Here is a 15,740-nt window from a genome sequence, read left to right on the forward strand (position 1 = left end):
TAAGATTTTTGTTCACATATTTGTCAAACTAAAAAACGAGGGAAAATTTTCAATATTCCTCACTAACTTTAACTAAATCTTTTAAAATATAATGAGTGTAACTGCGCAATCGGTATGGAGCAACTGTCTTGAATTTATAAAAGATAATATCCAACCGCAAGCATATAAAACATGGTTTGAACCTATTGCCGCAGTTAAATTAACGGACAATGCTTTAAGCATACAAGTACCGAGTAAATTTTTCTACGAATGGTTGGAAGAACACTATGTTAAAATTTTAAAAGTAGCTTTAACTAAGGAATTAGGTGAAAAAGCCAAATTGGTTTACATTATTAAAATGGAAAACACTTATGGTAATAAGCAACCTTTTACAGAACGTATTCCTAGTTCTAACAGATCTGCTGTAAAATCACAAAATGTAGACATCCCACTTAATAACAAAAATCCGGAATTACGTAACCCGTTTATTATTCCTGGTATTAGAAATGTTAAGATCGAATCTCAACTTAATCCAAATTACAGTTTCGAAAACTTTTTAGAAGGAGATTCTAACCGTTTAGCAAGAAGCGCTGGTTTAGCTGTTTCTGCAAAACCGGGAGGAACATCTTTTAATCCGTTATTAATTTTTGGAGGTGTTGGTCTTGGAAAAACACACTTAGCACACGCTATTGGTGTCGAAATAAAAGACAAATATCCTGAAAAAACGGTTTTATATATCTCTGCAGAAAAGTTTACGCAACAATACATAGACTCTGTTAAGAAAAATAATAGAAACGACTTTATTCATTTCTATCAAATAATAGATGTTTTAATTATTGACGATGTACAATTCTTATCTGGTAAAACAGGAACACAAGATGTGTTTTTTCACATCTTTAACCACTTACACCAAAACGGTAAACAAGTTATTTTAACAAGTGATAAAGCTCCTGTAGATATGCAGGATATTGAACAACGTTTATTATCACGTTTTAAATGGGGATTATCTGCAGAAATGCAAAGTCCAGATTTTGAAACTCGTGTATCTATTGTTAACAATAAATTATATCGTGACGGTGTAGACATGCCTGAAGAAATTGTTGAATATGTTGCAAAAAACATTAAAACAAATGTTAGGGAATTAGAAGGTGCTATTATTTCTTTAATTGCACAATCGTCTTTCAATAAAAAAGAAATCACTTTAGACCTTGCAAAACAAATTGTTGAAAAATTTGTAAAAAACACAAAACGCGAAGTCTCTATAGATTATATACAAAAAGTAGTGTCTGATTATTTCCAAATGAATGTAGACACACTGCAATCTAAAACAAGAAAACGTCATATTGTACAAGCAAGACAATTGGCTATGTTTTTTGCTAAGAAATACACCAAAGCATCTCTAGCGAGTATTGGATCGCAAATAGGAAAACGTGATCACGCTACAGTACTTCATGCCTGTAAAACAGTAGATAACTTATCTACCACAGACAAGCAATTTAAAAAGTACGTTGAAGATATTACTAAAAAGCTTTCGGTTTAAAACACATTTACAATGACTAAAATACTTATGGTTTGCCTAGGCAACATCTGCCGATCTCCATTGGCAGAAGGTATTTTAAGATCTAAATTACCTTACGAAGATTTTATTATAGACTCTGCAGGAACGGCAAATTATCACACAGGATCTAATCCAGATAATCGCTCTATAACTGTTGGAAATAAATACGGTATCAATATTTCAAAATTAATGGGAAGGCAATTTTCTGTTCGCGATTTTGACGATTTTGATATTATTTACGCAATGGATCGTTCTAATTTTGACAACATTATACGTTTAGCACGTAACCAAGCCGATAAGGATAAGGTAAAAATGATTTTAAACGAAGTTTATCCAGATCAAAATTACGATGTTCCAGACCCTTATCATGGCGGAGATCATGGTTTTGAAAACGTCTATAAAATGCTAGATGAAGCTTGCGATAATATTGCTGAAAAATTAAAATAACACATTTCAGTTTAACCTTATAAGCTGAATTAATCTATACAATTATGAAACCTTCTTTAGGAAAACTTTATCTTATTCCAACCACTTTAGGCGATAACGAACCTTTAGAAGTATTGCCTATCACTGTTAAAAACATTATTGACAATACAACTACTTTTATTGTTGAAAATGAAAAAACAGCTAGACGGTTTATAAAAAAGATTTCTCCAGAGAAAGTACAATCTTCTTTAGAAATGTTTTCTTTAAATAAGTTTACACAAGAAAGCGATTTACCTAGTTTTTTAGAACCTTGTTTAAACGGTACAAATGTTGGTTTACTATCGGAGGCCGGTTGCCCGAGTGTGGCAGATCCAGGATCTGATGTCGTAAAAATTGCACACCAACAAGGTATTCAGGTGGTGCCTTTAGTTGGCCCTTCTTCTATCTTACTTGCTCTAATGAGCTCTGGAATGAACGGACAAGGATTTTCTTTTAATGGGTATTTACCTATAGATAAAAGTGAAAGAAAACACGAACTAAAACGTTTAGAGCGTTTATCTTTAGAACACAATCTATCTCAAATTTTTATTGAAACACCATATAGAAATAATAAAATGCTTGAAGATATTTCTAATACCTTAAGTAGCGGTACTATGGTTTGCGTAGCTTGCGACATTACGTTACCAACAGAGTTTATTAAAACCAAGCCAGCTTCAGAATGGTCTAAAAACACTGAAGACCTTCATAAAAGGCCTTCAATATTTATAATTCATAAAAGTTAAAAACTTAAGCTTTATTTACTTTAGCTTTTTTGTTTGGTTTTACAAAAGAGGTATCATATCCAGAAAATTTCTTCATATAATGCTCTATTGATGTTCCGTAGGCATCAGAAAAACTTACAGAACCATAACTTCTCAAGTATTTCTTAACACTTCCTGGTCCTGCTAAATGTGCTGCTGCTAATATACCAGATTCGGTAATTACAACGCCATTTATTCTTTTACCTACAAACCTTTTAATGTCACGTCTTAAAATCCATTTATTACGTTCTGCATTTGCTAGAAATGCCTTTTCTTGTAATTCTGGATTTTTTAGAAACTGTACCGGATTATGAATACCGATAATTTTTAAAGTTTCTTTTCCAAATTGGTATTTTCCTAAATACCCCAGTGTATTCACTGTAAAATAATTTCCTCTAGATTCTTTAAAACCTAAAGCTTCTTTAAAACCTACATACGTTTTCCCTAAAGAAGGAGAAAACGAACTTGCAATATCTGTTTTTAATGCTTCTGCATTGTTATAGCTAATACTATCATTAACCATGTTATAGTTTAAGGCCAAGCCTGCTGTCAAATAACTGTCCCCTACTTTAAACGTTTCATCTGTTGAAAACGAAAAAAAAGCTAGAGAACATATTGCAAGGATTACGAATAAGTAACTTCCAATATTTTTTATCATACCATTTAATTTCTTCAGGTAGGTAATATATGTTTACCTGAAAATTTCAGTGTGCAAATGTACAACATATTTTATTAATCTGAAAACTAATCGATTAAGCACAAAACACCACCTATATCATGCTTAAAACCTACGTTTTAACCGAGTTTAGGTAGTGTTTTTAGATTATTTTACGAAAGAAAAATATTACATAATTTTTTGTTAAAATTCTAATTTAACAACTTAATGTGTAATTCCTTGACGATTTAGGTAACTTTGATATGCTCTTGCATTAGCATTATGCTGACTTAAATTTTTAGCGAATCTATGGTATCCCATGTGTTCTGCATCTGCAGCAAAATAATAATAATCGTGTTTTTCGGCATTTAAAACGGCTTTAATAGCTGTAAGATCTGCCATAGCTATTGGTCCTGGAGGCAACCCTTTATTTAAATATGTATTATAAGGAGACTCTATAGTTTTATGTTTATTTAAAACACGTTTTATAACAGTATTTTTATATTCTGGTAATTGGTAGGCTGCAAATTTTAAAGTAGGATCTGCTTGTAAAGGCATACCAACTTTTAACCTATTTAAATATACACCTGCAATTCTGGGTTGCTCGTCTGCTGCTTTAGATTCTTCATGTACTATAGATGCCAAAGTAATAACTTCGTTTTTAGACAAACCAATCGCTTTTGCTTTTGCAACTCTAGTTTCTGTCCAGAATCGTTTATATTCTGTTAACATACGATCTCTAAATTCTTCTCCAGAGGTATTCCAGAAAAACTCATAACTATTAGGAATATACATGCCTAACATCGTTGCTTTATTAAATTGGTTTTGCTTTAAAAACAAAGTGTCTTTCATGGCTGCAACAAGAGATAAACTATCTGCCTCAATTTGAGTTGAAATACGACCTGCTAATTTCTCTATACTTTCCTGATTATTAAAAGCCACTTGAATAGGAATATTATTAATACGTATAGAGTTTATAATATCGTTATTATTCATTCCTTTAGTAATACGAAACTTCCCAGCTTTAATATGTGTTATATATTGTTTACGTTCTGCCAAAGCATCAAACTTATCAATATCTTTTAAAAGGGGATTTAACTGTTCGCGAACATCTAGATAAGATGCTCCTGTTGGAATATAAATATATGCAGTCTCGTTATTAAAAGCCGTATTGGGCCTAAACATTGCAGAATACACAAAATTTGCAAAAAAAGCAGCAACTACAAGTCCAAGAAGCACTATGGCTACAATAATTTTTTTAATATACATTAGCTATTAATTAGTTGAAAAAGAAATTCGTTTTTATATGTTCCGTTTACAAAGTTCCAGTCTTTTTTTAATCCGACATTTTGGAAACCTTGATTTGTAAATAATTTAAGACTAGCCTTATTTTCTTCAGAAATATTACAATACACTTGGTGTAATTGAAGCTGAACAAAGCAATAATTTACCAATAAAGACAATGCTTGGCTACCATAACCTTTCTCGCGTTTCTCTACATCGTTAATTAAAATACCTACGCCTGCTTTTCTATTTCTAAAGTCGAAATCGAAAATATCTATCAAACCAATTGTATTATCTTCGTAGTCTGAAATCACTAAACGCAATTGTTTAACCTCGTAAATATCTAGATGTGCTTGTTCTAAATACTGTTTAATTAAATATCGAGAATATGGTGTTTGGGTATTACTTAGCTCCCAAATAGATTCGTCATTTTCAACTTTATGAATATAATCTAAATCTTCAGGCTCTAAACCGCGCAAATAAATATGCTCTCCTTTTAAGGTTACCATTCTATTTCGCCTTTAAAAACTTGTTTTGCAGGACCAATAAGCCACACATTATTATAACCCGCTTCTGTTTTAGTAAATTTTACTTTTAACGCACCACCCTGTACCTTTAAATTCACTGTGTTTTCTGGTGTTTCTCCTAAGAAATGCATAGCAATAGCGACAGCTGTTACTCCTGTACCACAAGATAAGGTTTCATCTTCTACACCTCTTTCGTAGGTTCTAACTTCAAAAGAATCATTAGATATTTTCTTTACAAAATTTACGTTAGTTCCTTCCTTATAATAAGGTGCACCATTTCTAATAGTCCGGCCTAAGGTTTTAATATCAAAAGTATCAATATTGTCTTCAAATTGAACATGGTGAGGAGATCCTGTATTTAAAAACACATATAATTTGTGGTCTTCTACCGCTGGCACATCTTGCATTTGTAATTGTACTAAATCACCATCAAAAACAACATGATGCATGCCATCTATCGCTTCAAAAGAGGCTTTATTATCTATTACCTTTAAATCTTTAGCAAACTGAGATAAGCATCGTCCTCCATTTCCGCACATGGTACTTTCATTTCCATCTGCATTGTAATACACCATCTTGAAATCTACCTCTGGATGATTTTCTAATAAAATTAATCCATCTGCTCCAATTCCAAATCGTCTATCACATAAGCGATTAATAAGTGCTGTATCTTGTTTATTGAATGTATTCTGACGATTATCTATCATCACAAAATCATTACCTGTTCCTTGATATTTATAAAATGTATGTGTCATAATTAGGCGCAAATATAGGAATATTAGATATTATTTCGAGTGTTAAAAACTCTTTAATAGTAAGTTAAATAGCGTTAAACTATTCCATCAATTACATTAAAGAATTAATTTTATTCATTATTACATAATAACCTAAATTACTTTTAATATGAAAAAAATATTAACCTTAGTCCTTGTGTCTGCCTTAGGAGGTATACTTACTCTTGGCGCATATAAAATGTTTTTAGAAGGTAACGATGCTCTCGTAATCACGAAAACAGAAAATTCATCTCAATTTATACCAACATCTAACGTTGCTAATACAAATGCTATTAATAACGCCCCCAATTTTACAACTGCTGCAGAAAATACTGTTCACAGCGTAGTTCACGTAAAAAATACATCTATTGTCTCTGGACAAATGACATATAAAGATTTATTCTTAGGAAGAAGCTCTGCAAGACCACAAGTAGGTACGGGTTCTGGAGTTATTATTTCTCCTGACGGATATATTATTACAAACAATCACGTAATTAATAATTCGCAAGAATTAACGGTTACTTTAAACGACAACAGGGAGTTTAAAGCTAAAATTATTGGTAGCGACGAAAAAACAGATATCGCATTACTAAAAATTGAAGCAGGTGAAGATTTACCATACACCGCTTTTGGAGACAGTGATCAAGCAAAACTTGGTGAATGGGTACTTGCCGTTGGAAATCCGTTTAATTTAACATCTACAGTTACTGCAGGTATTATTAGTGCAAAATCTAGAGATTTATCAGGAGATAGTTACCAATCTTTTATACAAACAGATGCTGCAGTTAATCCAGGAAACTCTGGTGGTGCTTTAGTAAATGCTAACGGAGATTTAATTGGAATTAATACTGCCATATCTTCGCAAACGGGTTCTTATATCGGGTATTCTTTTGCTGTACCTAGTAATATTGCAAGAAAAGTAATTGAAGATATTATGGAATACGGTAACGTACAAAATGGTATTTTAGGAGTTACAGGTGGCGCTTTAAATAATGCTTTCGCTGAAAAATTAAATATTGACGATACAGAAGGCTTCTATGTAGATGCTGTTGAAGAAGGCTCTGGAGCACAAATTGCAGGTATTAAAAAAGGCGATATAATAAAAAAATTAGATCAAGTAAAAATTACAAAATTTGCAGATTTAAGAGGTCATTTAAATACAAAACGTCCTGAAGATGTTGTTAAAGTAACCGTTTTAAGAGATGGCGATTTAAAAGAAATCCCTGTTACACTTATTAAAAATCAAACATTTACCATGCCTTTAGTTGGTGTGATTAAAAACACAGATAAAAAAGACTTGAAAAAATTCCATCTAGATAATGGTGTGAAAATTATCAGATTAAATGATGAATATGCTCAATATTGGAAACAAAACGGAATCATAGAAGGTACTATTATAACTGCCATAAACGCCCAAAAAGTAAACACTATTGATGATGTACAAAATATACTTAAAGAAAAATCGCCTAACGAACCTTTACAAATTGAATTAATTAATGCTAAAGGAGAAAAAGAGCGTTATAATTTTAGATAAAAAATACATCGTTTATCTATTTTAAGAAAACCCTGTAGAAAAGCTACAGGGTTTTCTTTTTATAAGACACTAATTAATAGTTACAGATATTTTTGTTGTTCTGCTACTCTTTTATCTAATAGTAAAACAACAATTCTGAGTCTAAAAAATAAAAAAAACATTTTTATATACCTGATACAATACCAAATACAGTCATAATCATTAAATAGTTAGACTCACAAAATATATGTATATAATTAGACGTTATACTTATTATTAAAAGCAATCATCCAAGCATTAATTTCTAACGTATATATAAAACCTCACATTTATGAGGTTTTTATAAATTATAATGCAGAACTTAAACATTATTTTTTAAATTCGTGACATCCTTAAAAACCAAATAAGATTTCAATAATGAATGTAGTAAAAACCATTACAACCACGCTAATTGCGTGTCTTCTTACCATTACTTTATCTGCTCAAACAAATAAAGAAAAAGATTCTAGTTCTAATTTATCTTTAAACGAAGGAACTTTAGACACCCAATTCGAATTTCTTATTCAAAAGTCTAATAACTATCAGAATTATAAGGTGGTTAAAAAAGCATGGTTACAAACATTAAAATCTCATACTCTAGATTCTTTACAAGCAATTAGAAAAGATTTAGTTGAAACACAAATTAATGTAGACCAACAAGCAAACGAAATTGCAACCTTAAAAACTAAATTAAACGAAACTCAAAACACCTTAGACCTTACTAACCAAGAAAAAGATAGTATGGAATTTTTGGGTATGCAATTAAGCAAGACAACTTATAACACGTTTATTTGGTCTATTATTGGCGGACTTCTAATATGCCTACTCTTCTTTATCTATAAATTTAAAAATAGTAACTCTATTACTAAAGAAGCGAAACGTATGCTTTCAGAAATTGAAGAAGAATTCGACGAACATAGAAAAACAGCTTTAGAAAGAGAACAAAAAGTACGCAGACAATTACAAGACGAATTAAACAAACAAAAAGGGAACTCTTAGTCCTTTAAATAAAAATACAATCGTTTATAAATTAAAGTCCATACAAAATGTATGGGCTTTTTTTGTAAATTGAATTTGGAGCTTAAATATCTTCGGATATTAAATCCATTCTTCGCATCTTTGCAATTGATTTAAAATGAAGCCATGCGTATAGATATTATTACTGTTTTACCGGAACTGCTTAAGAGTCCGTTTGAAGCATCAATTCTAAAACGAGCTATTGAAGCCAATTTAGTTGAAGTTCATTTTCATAATTTAAGAGACTATACTACAGATAACTACAAAACGATAGACGACTATCAATTTGGAGGAGGAGCAGGAATGGTAATGCTTGTAGAACCTATAGATAAGTGTATTACCAAATTAAAAGCAGAACGCGAATACGACGACATTATATATATGACGCCAGATGGTGAAACCTTAAAACAAGGTCTTGCTAACACATTATCTTTATCTGAAAATATTATTATTCTTTGTGGGCATTATAAAGGTGTAGATCAGCGTGTGCGAGATTTATTTATAACCAAAGAAATTTCTATAGGCGATTATGTCTTATCTGGAGGCGAATTAGGAGCGGCCGTTTTATGCGATTCTATAATAAGATTAATACCAGGTGTTTTAGGTAATGAAACCTCTGCCCTGACCGATTCTTTTCAAGATAATTTATTGGCTCCGCCTATTTATACGCGACCAAGAGAGTATAAAGGACTAAAAGTACCTGAAATATTATTTAGTGGTAATTTTCCCGAAATAGAGAAATGGCGTGAGAATCAAGCTTTTGAGCACACAAAAGAACGCCGTCCAGACCTATTAGAAGACTAATTAATTTTAATGCTAAAGTGTTGTAAATAAGAAATAAATCACTATTTTTGCAGCCAATTTCGAACCAACCTCTGGCGAAAATCGTGAATGTTGCTTTGGATTAACTATAATTAAACAATAAAGATATGGAATCTTTAATAAAATTTGTACAAGACGAATTTGTAACAAAAAAAGAATTCCCTGAATTCGGAGCAGGAGACACAATTACTGTATTTTACGAAATTAGAGAAGGAGAAAAAGTACGTACTCAGTTTTTCAGAGGTGTAGTAATTCAAAAAAGAGGTTCAGGTAGTTCTGAAACTTTTACTATCAGAAAAATGTCTGGTACTGTAGGTGTAGAACGTATCTTCCCTGTTAACATGCCTGCTTTACAAAAAGTAGAAATTAACAAAAAAGGTAAAGTGCGTAGAGCTCGTATTTTCTACTTTAGAGGTCTTACTGGTAAAAAAGCAAGAATTAAAGAAAGAAGAAACAAGTAGTAACCTACTTAATATATTAAAAAGTCCTAACAAAAATGTTAGGACTTTTTTTATGAACAAAAGTTAACAAGTATGGTTTATAACATGTTGATATATAAAACGTTAAAAAACATTGAAAAACTAAGAATATTCTTTATCTTTATAAAACAGATTAATACTCGAATATGATGTTTAAGTATTAAAATGTTCTTTGAAATTGTTTTTTGAGATTTTTAATAACATGTAGTGTTGTTAAAAATCATGAAGTTTTAAAAAGTAAAATTGCTAGACAATAAAAACTATTAAAACTGAAAGTTTTCGAAATATCAAAACAAAAGTTGATTTACAAATAAGAAAACAATGTTTGACCTCGTTTGTATAAAAAAAGGGAAACATCAAGAAAAACAATTAAAAGAGAAACATTTAGTAATTAGTAAATACATTTTGAACGTTACAGTAATAAATGTTTCATTTTTGAAATAGTTTATTTTAAATTAAACAAGTAAGATGTTAATCTGAACGTTATCAGAGTATAAAGATCTGATAAATTAAAATACTATTTCAGAGAAAGCCATATCAATATAGTTTATGCTATTGTGATATGGCTTTTGTTTTGTAAAAATGATATATAATTTATAAAATTAAAACGAAAAAAGCAATCATGTAATTATTGATAAATAAACTAATTACCCAAAATTATAATTTATCAATAACAAAAACATTAACTAAATAAATAAAAATTACATAAAAGCTATTTCTAATTTTAAATCGTTATAGTTAAACATTAGCTTTTTTGTATATTTGCATTCCACGAAAATTGTGTTACATTTTTCGTTCAAAAAAATTCTATAAAACAAATTAAAATGGCATACAGCTCTCGAATTATTTACACAAAAACAGACGAAGCTCCGGCTTTAGCTACTTATTCTTTTTTACCAATCGTTCAAGCTTTCTTAAGTCCTTCAGGTATCAATGTTGAAACTAGAGACATTTCTTTAGCGGGGCGAATTATTACTACCTTTTCAGATTTCTTAACTGAAGATCAACAATTACCAGATGCTTTAAAAGAACTAGGAGAATTAGTTAAAAACCCAGAAGCTAACATTATAAAATTACCAAATATTAGTGCTTCTCTTCCTCAACTTAAATCAGCTATTAAAGAATTACAAAGTGATGGATATAAATTACCTAATTATCCAGACGAACCTAAAACTGATGCAGAAAAAAAAATCAAATTAAGATACGACAAGATAAAAGGTAGTGCTGTAAACCCCGTATTACGTGAAGGAAACTCTGACCGTAGAGCGCCTAAAGCTGTAAAAAATTACGCTAAAAAATATCCACACTCAATGGGAGCCTGGAGTCCAGACTCTAAAACACATGTTTCAACAATGAGTGAAGGAGATTTTTACAATAATGAAAAATCTGTAACTCTAGACCACGCTACATCTATAAGTATCCAGTTAGAAGATAAAAATGGAAAAACAACAGTATTAAAAGATAAATTAGATCTATTAGAAGGTGAAATTATCGATGGTACTATAATGAGTAAAAAAGCTCTTTTAAAATTTTTAGAAGATCAAATTAAAGATGCTAAGGATAAAAACGTATTATTCTCTCTACACATGAAAGCAACTATGATGAAGGTTTCAGACCCTATCATTTTTGGTCATGCTGTACGTGTATTCTTTAAAAATGTTTTTGATAAACACGCTGAAACTTTAGAAAGTATTGGTGTAGACGTTAATAATGGTTTTGGAAACTTATTAAGCTCTATTGAAGTTTTACAAGAAGATAAACGTAATGAAATTCTTGCAGATATAGACGAAGCCTTTAAAAACGGACCTTCAGTAGCAATGGTAGATTCAGACAAAGGAATCACTAATTTACATGTTCCTAGCGATGTTATTATCGATGCATCTATGCCAGCGATGATACGTACTTCAGGACAAATGTGGAATGCAGCAGGCAAACAAGAAGACACGAAAGCTGTAATTCCAGATAGTAGTTATGCTAGTATTTACGAAGCAACTATTAATTTCTGTAAAGAACATGGTGCTTTCGATCCGACAACAATGGGAACTGTTCCTAACGTTGGTCTAATGGCTCAAAAAGCTGAAGAATATGGTTCTCATGATAAAACTTTTGAAATAGCAACAGATGGTGTTGTTCGTGTAATTGATGCAACCAATAACGTATTAATTGAACATACTGTTGAAGCTGGTGATATTTGGAGAATGTGTCAAGCAAAAGATGCTCCTATCCAGGACTGGATTAAATTAGCAGTAAATAGAGCAAGAGCTACAAACATACCAACTGTATTTTGGTTAGACAAAAACAGAGCTCATGATGCTGAATTAATTAAAAAAGTAGAAAAATATTTACCAAATCATGATACATCTGGATTAGACATTCAAATTTTATCTCCAGAAGAAGCGACTTACTTTACATTAGCTCGTATTAAAAAAGGAGAAGATGCTATTTCTGTTACAGGAAATGTTTTACGTGATTATTTAACAGACTTATTTCCTATTTTGGAATTAGGAACAAGTGCTAAAATGTTATCTATTGTACCATTAATGAATGGTGGTGGATTATTTGAAACTGGTGCTGGTGGATCTGCTCCTAAACATGTACAACAATTCTTAGAAGAAGATCATTTACGTTGGGATTCTTTAGGTGAATTTTTAGCATTGGCTGTGTCTTTAGAACATATGTCTGAAAAAACTAAAAATGATAAAGCATTAATTTTAGCAGATGCTTTAGATGAAGCTACAGGAAAACTATTAGATAACGGAAAATCACCTTCTCGTAAAGTTAAAGAATTAGATAACCGTGGTAGCCATTTTTATTTAGCATTATACTGGGCAGAAGCTTTAGTTAATCAAACTAAAGATGCAACTCTAAAAGCTACTTTTACAAATGTAGCAAAAGCTTTATCTGAAAATGAAGATAAAATTGTTGAAGAACTTAATAGTATTCAAGGTCAACCTGTAGATCTTAAAGGATATTATTTACCAAATATTAAATTAATTACAGAAGCAATGCGCCCTAGTGCAACTTTTAATTCTATATTAGAAACAATATAGGACGTAACAACTTAAATATACTATTAAAAAAAGACTCCTTCATAGGGGTCTTTTTTTTGCTAATTAATAATTAATTAGCATTCATTTTTTTAAAAATTTTATCTTTGCTCCATGAAATTTATTAAAACAACCGAAGCCAATTCTAAATATAATAATTTAGAAAACATGACTGTTTCAGATTTATTGATAAATATTAATAATGAAGATAAAACGGTGCCGCTAGCGATAGAAAAAGCACTACCTCAAATAGAAATAGTAATTCAACAAGCAGTTACTAAATTAAAAAAAGGTGGTCGTATTTTCTATATTGGAGCAGGTACAAGTGGTCGTTTAGGAGTTGTAGATGCTTCGGAATGTCCCCCAACTTTCGGAGTCGACTCAAATGTAATAATTGGTTTAATTGCAGGAGGAGATAAAGCAATAAGAGATGCTGTAGAATTTGCAGAAGATTCTAAAACTCAAGGCTGGCAAGATTTACAACAACATAATATTTCAACTAAAGATATTGTTATAGGTATTGCAGCATCAGGGACAACTCCTTACGTTATCTCTGCATTAGAGGAGTGTAATACTAATAAAATTATTACAGCATGTATTACATGTAATAAAAACAGCCCATTATCTTTAACAGCTCAGTATCCCATTGAAATTATAGTAGGTCCTGAATTCATTACAGGAAGTTCTAGAATGAAAGCAGGAACAGCACAGAAATTAGTCTTAAACATGATTTCTACAGCCTCTATGATTCAATTAGGCAAAGTGAAAGGAAATAAAATGGTAGACATGCAATTAAGTAATGATAAATTGGTAGACCGTGGTATAAAAATGATCATGTCTGAGTTACATATATCTTACACTGAAGCAGAACAGCTATTACACGAACACAAAAATGTAAGAGCATCCATAAATTATTATAACAATGGAAACAGATAAAACAAATAAAGAAATTCTTGTAAAAGGATTAAAAAAGATGGGGATTTCTTTAGCCTGTATGCTATTAGGCCCAACATTTCTACATATAGCACTTACAAACAGGGAAAAACCTTTATTTATACCTATATTAATATTTGGAATTATTATTTGCTTCTTAGCAATGTTTTTTGCTTTCAAAGGACTAATGACAATTATGGATAGCATTTTTAAGCCAAAGAAATAATACGACTTACATATTAAAACTAAAAGCCTAATACAATAATGTGTTAGGCTTTTTTGGGATCAAGTATAAAAGTTGGGGAGAATGTTATCTTTAAACAAAAAGTATTTCGATTTTGAATATAGAATTAGCCCGTTATTTATTGCCAGAAGGCCTGTTAGAATATTTTGATATTGTTTCTGATAAGAGCACATCACAGGAAACGCACTTCTACCTAGAAGAGAAAAATATACTTCCTCAAGAATATCAGTCAGAAATAGCGCAATCAAAAGGATTCTTGTCAGAAATCACTATTGAAGATTTTCCGCTTCGAGGAAAACCTGTACTTCTGCATATAAAAAGAAGGCGTTGGACACTCGTTGATACTGGAAAAATCATAAAAAGAGATTGGAATTTAGTCGCTAAAGGCACTCGAATTACTAACGAGTTTGCCTCTTTTTTTAAAGAACTCTCTTGATAATCATGCCATAAGCGCTAAACGCTTTGGTGATTATTACAAGATAAAAAGAAAAACACTTCAGTTTCACTATAAAAATCATCTCAGCGACTTTAAGGATTGGGCTCAAAAGGATCACGCTAGTGATTGGCTACTCTATGGTAAAAATCTAGGTAAATATCTGAGCTTAGATGAGACTTCGCTTTCTAATGGAGAACTTTACACCATTGTAACCAATAAGGATGCTCATGGTAAAAAAGGAAGTATTGTAGCTATTGTAAAGGGTACCAAAGCACAGGATGTCATCGATGTAATTAACCAAATCCCTATAGAAAGACGAAACATGGTTAGGGAAATGACTGTGGATATGGCGGGAAACATGAACTTAATCGCTAAAAAATGTTTTCCAAAAACAGATATCGTTACCGATAGATTTCATGTTCAAAAACTAGCCTCAGAAGCTGTTCAAGAAGAACGTATTCGATTAAGATGGGAAGTTATAGAGACTGAAAATAAAGTCATTGAAAAAGACCGAAATAGAGGAAAAGTATATCAACCTGAACTTCTTCAAAACGGGGACACACACAGACAGTTGCTTGCTAGAAGTCGATATTTGTTATTTAAACCAAGAAACAAATGGACTAAAACACAAATAGAAAGAGCTGAAATTTTGTTTCAACTATATCCAACTATTGAAAAAGCTTATAAGTTAGCTCAAGCACTAAGCTATATCTATGAAAACAACACCAATAAAGATGTAGCTAGACTAAAAATGGCACATTGGTACAACAAAGTAGAAAACTCAAGTTTTAAGTCATTCAATACCATTGCAAGATCTATACAAATGCATTACAAACCTATTTTAAACTATTTTAAACTATTTTAATAACAGAAGCACTAATGCTTCTGCCGAATCTTTTAATGCGAAAATTAAAGAATTTAGAGCGCAATTTAGAGGAGTCAGAGATGTCAAATTCTTCCTGTATAGACTAACTAAATTATATGCTTAATTTTCACTACTCCCCAGAAATATGTCTTGATCCCTTTTTTGTTATCCAGAAAGACAAATGAGTATAGTATATAATAAAAAAGAAGTTTAAACATAAAATTACTGTCAGAAACTAAACTAACAGCTATATATTAGATTATAATAGTTTTATAACCACCTATCATAATCTAATATATAGCCATAAAAACAATCATTAAATCAGTCTCATATAAATGATGTG

Annotated in this window: 15 protein-coding genes and 1 pseudogene; 12 read left to right on the forward strand and 4 right to left on the reverse strand. The window is 31.1% G+C overall.

Features of this window, described 5'->3' with window-relative positions:
- Window positions 1-91 precede the first annotated feature (91 nt).
- The 3 genes from dnaA to GQR95_RS00015 are packed head-to-tail and all read left to right on the forward strand — an operon-like array spanning window position 92 to window position 2,745.
- The gene (dnaA, locus tag GQR95_RS00005; protein WP_159021226.1) at window positions 92-1,519 is read left to right on the forward strand and encodes a chromosomal replication initiator protein DnaA; all 1,428 of its coding nucleotides are present in this window, start codon (window positions 92-94) and stop codon (window positions 1,517-1,519) included.
- A gap of 27 nt (window positions 1,520-1,546) precedes the next feature.
- Entirely contained in the window at window positions 1,547-1,984 is a 438-nt protein-coding gene (locus GQR95_RS00010; RefSeq protein ID WP_159024184.1) for a low molecular weight protein-tyrosine-phosphatase, read from the forward strand.
- 44 nt (window positions 1,985-2,028) lie between these two features.
- Window positions 2,029-2,745 (forward strand): SAM-dependent methyltransferase, encoded by a 717-nt coding sequence (locus GQR95_RS00015; RefSeq protein WP_159021227.1) that lies wholly within the window; start codon window positions 2,029-2,031, stop codon window positions 2,743-2,745.
- Window positions 2,746-2,749: 4 nt separating this feature from the next.
- On the opposite strand, the gene GQR95_RS00020 is transcribed toward GQR95_RS00015, so the two are convergent.
- The 4 genes from GQR95_RS00020 to dapF form a co-directional block, all read right to left on the reverse strand.
- Complete coding sequence (locus tag GQR95_RS00020; RefSeq protein WP_159021228.1) at window positions 2,750-3,421, reverse strand: peptidoglycan-binding protein LysM; 672 nt, start codon at window positions 3,419-3,421, stop codon at window positions 2,750-2,752.
- Between the two features lie 222 nt (window positions 3,422-3,643).
- Window positions 3,644-4,687: an endolytic transglycosylase MltG gene (mltG, locus tag GQR95_RS00025; protein ID WP_159021229.1), complete on the reverse strand. Its 1,044-nt coding sequence runs from the start codon at window positions 4,685-4,687 to the stop codon at window positions 3,644-3,646.
- Window positions 4,687-5,211, reverse strand: coding sequence for a GNAT family N-acetyltransferase (locus tag GQR95_RS00030; protein ID WP_159021230.1), 525 nt, complete (start codon window positions 5,209-5,211; stop codon window positions 4,687-4,689). The genes mltG and GQR95_RS00030 overlap by 1 nt, the downstream gene beginning before the upstream one ends.
- Window positions 5,205-5,984, reverse strand: coding sequence for a diaminopimelate epimerase (gene dapF, locus GQR95_RS00035; protein WP_159021231.1), 780 nt, complete (start codon window positions 5,982-5,984; stop codon window positions 5,205-5,207). The genes GQR95_RS00030 and dapF overlap by 7 nt, the downstream gene beginning before the upstream one ends.
- A 148-nt stretch (window positions 5,985-6,132) precedes the next feature.
- Here dapF and GQR95_RS00040 point away from each other — a divergent pair, with 148 nt between their 5' ends.
- From GQR95_RS00040 to GQR95_RS00080, 9 genes and pseudogenes are all read left to right on the forward strand, one after another.
- Complete coding sequence (locus tag GQR95_RS00040) at window positions 6,133-7,536, forward strand: trypsin-like peptidase domain-containing protein (protein WP_159021232.1); 1,404 nt, start codon at window positions 6,133-6,135, stop codon at window positions 7,534-7,536.
- Between the two features lie 396 nt (window positions 7,537-7,932).
- A complete protein-coding gene (locus GQR95_RS00045; RefSeq protein ID WP_159021233.1) occupies window positions 7,933-8,553 on the forward strand; it encodes a tRNA (guanine-N1)-methyltransferase in 621 nt (206 codons plus the stop codon).
- A gap of 144 nt (window positions 8,554-8,697) precedes the next feature.
- Window positions 8,698-9,375, forward strand: coding sequence for a tRNA (guanosine(37)-N1)-methyltransferase TrmD (trmD, locus tag GQR95_RS00050; protein WP_159021234.1), 678 nt, complete (start codon window positions 8,698-8,700; stop codon window positions 9,373-9,375).
- Between the two features lie 125 nt (window positions 9,376-9,500).
- Entirely contained in the window at window positions 9,501-9,854 is a 354-nt protein-coding gene (rplS, locus tag GQR95_RS00055) for a 50S ribosomal protein L19 (RefSeq protein ID WP_159021235.1), read from the forward strand.
- Between the two features lie 842 nt (window positions 9,855-10,696).
- Entirely contained in the window at window positions 10,697-12,922 is a 2,226-nt protein-coding gene (locus GQR95_RS00060) for an NADP-dependent isocitrate dehydrogenase (protein ID WP_159021236.1), read from the forward strand.
- 111 nt (window positions 12,923-13,033) lie between these two features.
- Window positions 13,034-13,855, forward strand: coding sequence for an N-acetylmuramic acid 6-phosphate etherase (gene murQ, locus GQR95_RS00065; RefSeq protein ID WP_159021237.1), 822 nt, complete (start codon window positions 13,034-13,036; stop codon window positions 13,853-13,855).
- Complete coding sequence (locus GQR95_RS00070) at window positions 13,842-14,078, forward strand: DUF6095 family protein (protein WP_159021238.1); 237 nt, start codon at window positions 13,842-13,844, stop codon at window positions 14,076-14,078. Before murQ ends, GQR95_RS00070 begins: the two co-directional genes overlap by 14 nt.
- Before the next feature lie 112 nt (window positions 14,079-14,190).
- Window positions 14,191-14,532, forward strand: coding sequence for a transposase (locus tag GQR95_RS00075; RefSeq protein WP_159021239.1), 342 nt, complete (start codon window positions 14,191-14,193; stop codon window positions 14,530-14,532).
- 10 nt (window positions 14,533-14,542) lie between these two features.
- Window positions 14,543-15,521 (forward strand): annotated as a pseudogene (locus GQR95_RS00080) (transposase).
- The last annotated feature ends 219 nt before the right edge of the window (window positions 15,522-15,740 follow it).

It is taken from the genome of Formosa sp. L2A11 (genome assembly GCF_009796865.1).
Lineage (GTDB): Bacteria > Bacteroidota > Bacteroidia > Flavobacteriales > Flavobacteriaceae > Formosa.

Excerpts from the sequence above, each read along its gene's own strand:
- GQR95_RS00010 (WP_159024184.1), top strand. The coding sequence starts at position 1,547 with ATGGTTTGCCTAGGCAACATCTGCCGATCTCCATTGGCAGAAGGTATT.
- GQR95_RS00070 (WP_159021238.1), top strand. The coding sequence starts at position 13,842 with ATGGAAACAGATAAAACAAATAAAGAAATTCTTGTAAAAGGATTAAAA.
- GQR95_RS00030 (WP_159021230.1), bottom strand. The coding sequence starts at position 5,211 with ATGGTAACCTTAAAAGGAGAGCATATTTATTTGCGCGGTTTAGAGCCT.
- rplS (WP_159021235.1), top strand. The coding sequence starts at position 9,501 with ATGGAATCTTTAATAAAATTTGTACAAGACGAATTTGTAACAAAAAAA.
- GQR95_RS00020 (WP_159021228.1), bottom strand. The coding sequence starts at position 3,421 with ATGATAAAAAATATTGGAAGTTACTTATTCGTAATCCTTGCAATATGT.
- trmD (WP_159021234.1), top strand. The coding sequence starts at position 8,698 with ATGCGTATAGATATTATTACTGTTTTACCGGAACTGCTTAAGAGTCCG.
- GQR95_RS00040 (WP_159021232.1), top strand. The coding sequence starts at position 6,133 with ATGAAAAAAATATTAACCTTAGTCCTTGTGTCTGCCTTAGGAGGTATA.
- mltG (WP_159021229.1), bottom strand. The coding sequence starts at position 4,687 with ATGTATATTAAAAAAATTATTGTAGCCATAGTGCTTCTTGGACTTGTA.
- GQR95_RS00015 (WP_159021227.1), top strand. The coding sequence starts at position 2,029 with ATGAAACCTTCTTTAGGAAAACTTTATCTTATTCCAACCACTTTAGGC.
- dapF (WP_159021231.1), bottom strand. The coding sequence starts at position 5,984 with ATGACACATACATTTTATAAATATCAAGGAACAGGTAATGATTTTGTG.
- dnaA (WP_159021226.1), top strand. The coding sequence starts at position 92 with ATGAGTGTAACTGCGCAATCGGTATGGAGCAACTGTCTTGAATTTATA.
- GQR95_RS00045 (WP_159021233.1), top strand. The coding sequence starts at position 7,933 with ATGAATGTAGTAAAAACCATTACAACCACGCTAATTGCGTGTCTTCTT.
- murQ (WP_159021237.1), top strand. The coding sequence starts at position 13,034 with ATGAAATTTATTAAAACAACCGAAGCCAATTCTAAATATAATAATTTA.
- GQR95_RS00060 (WP_159021236.1), top strand. The coding sequence starts at position 10,697 with ATGGCATACAGCTCTCGAATTATTTACACAAAAACAGACGAAGCTCCG.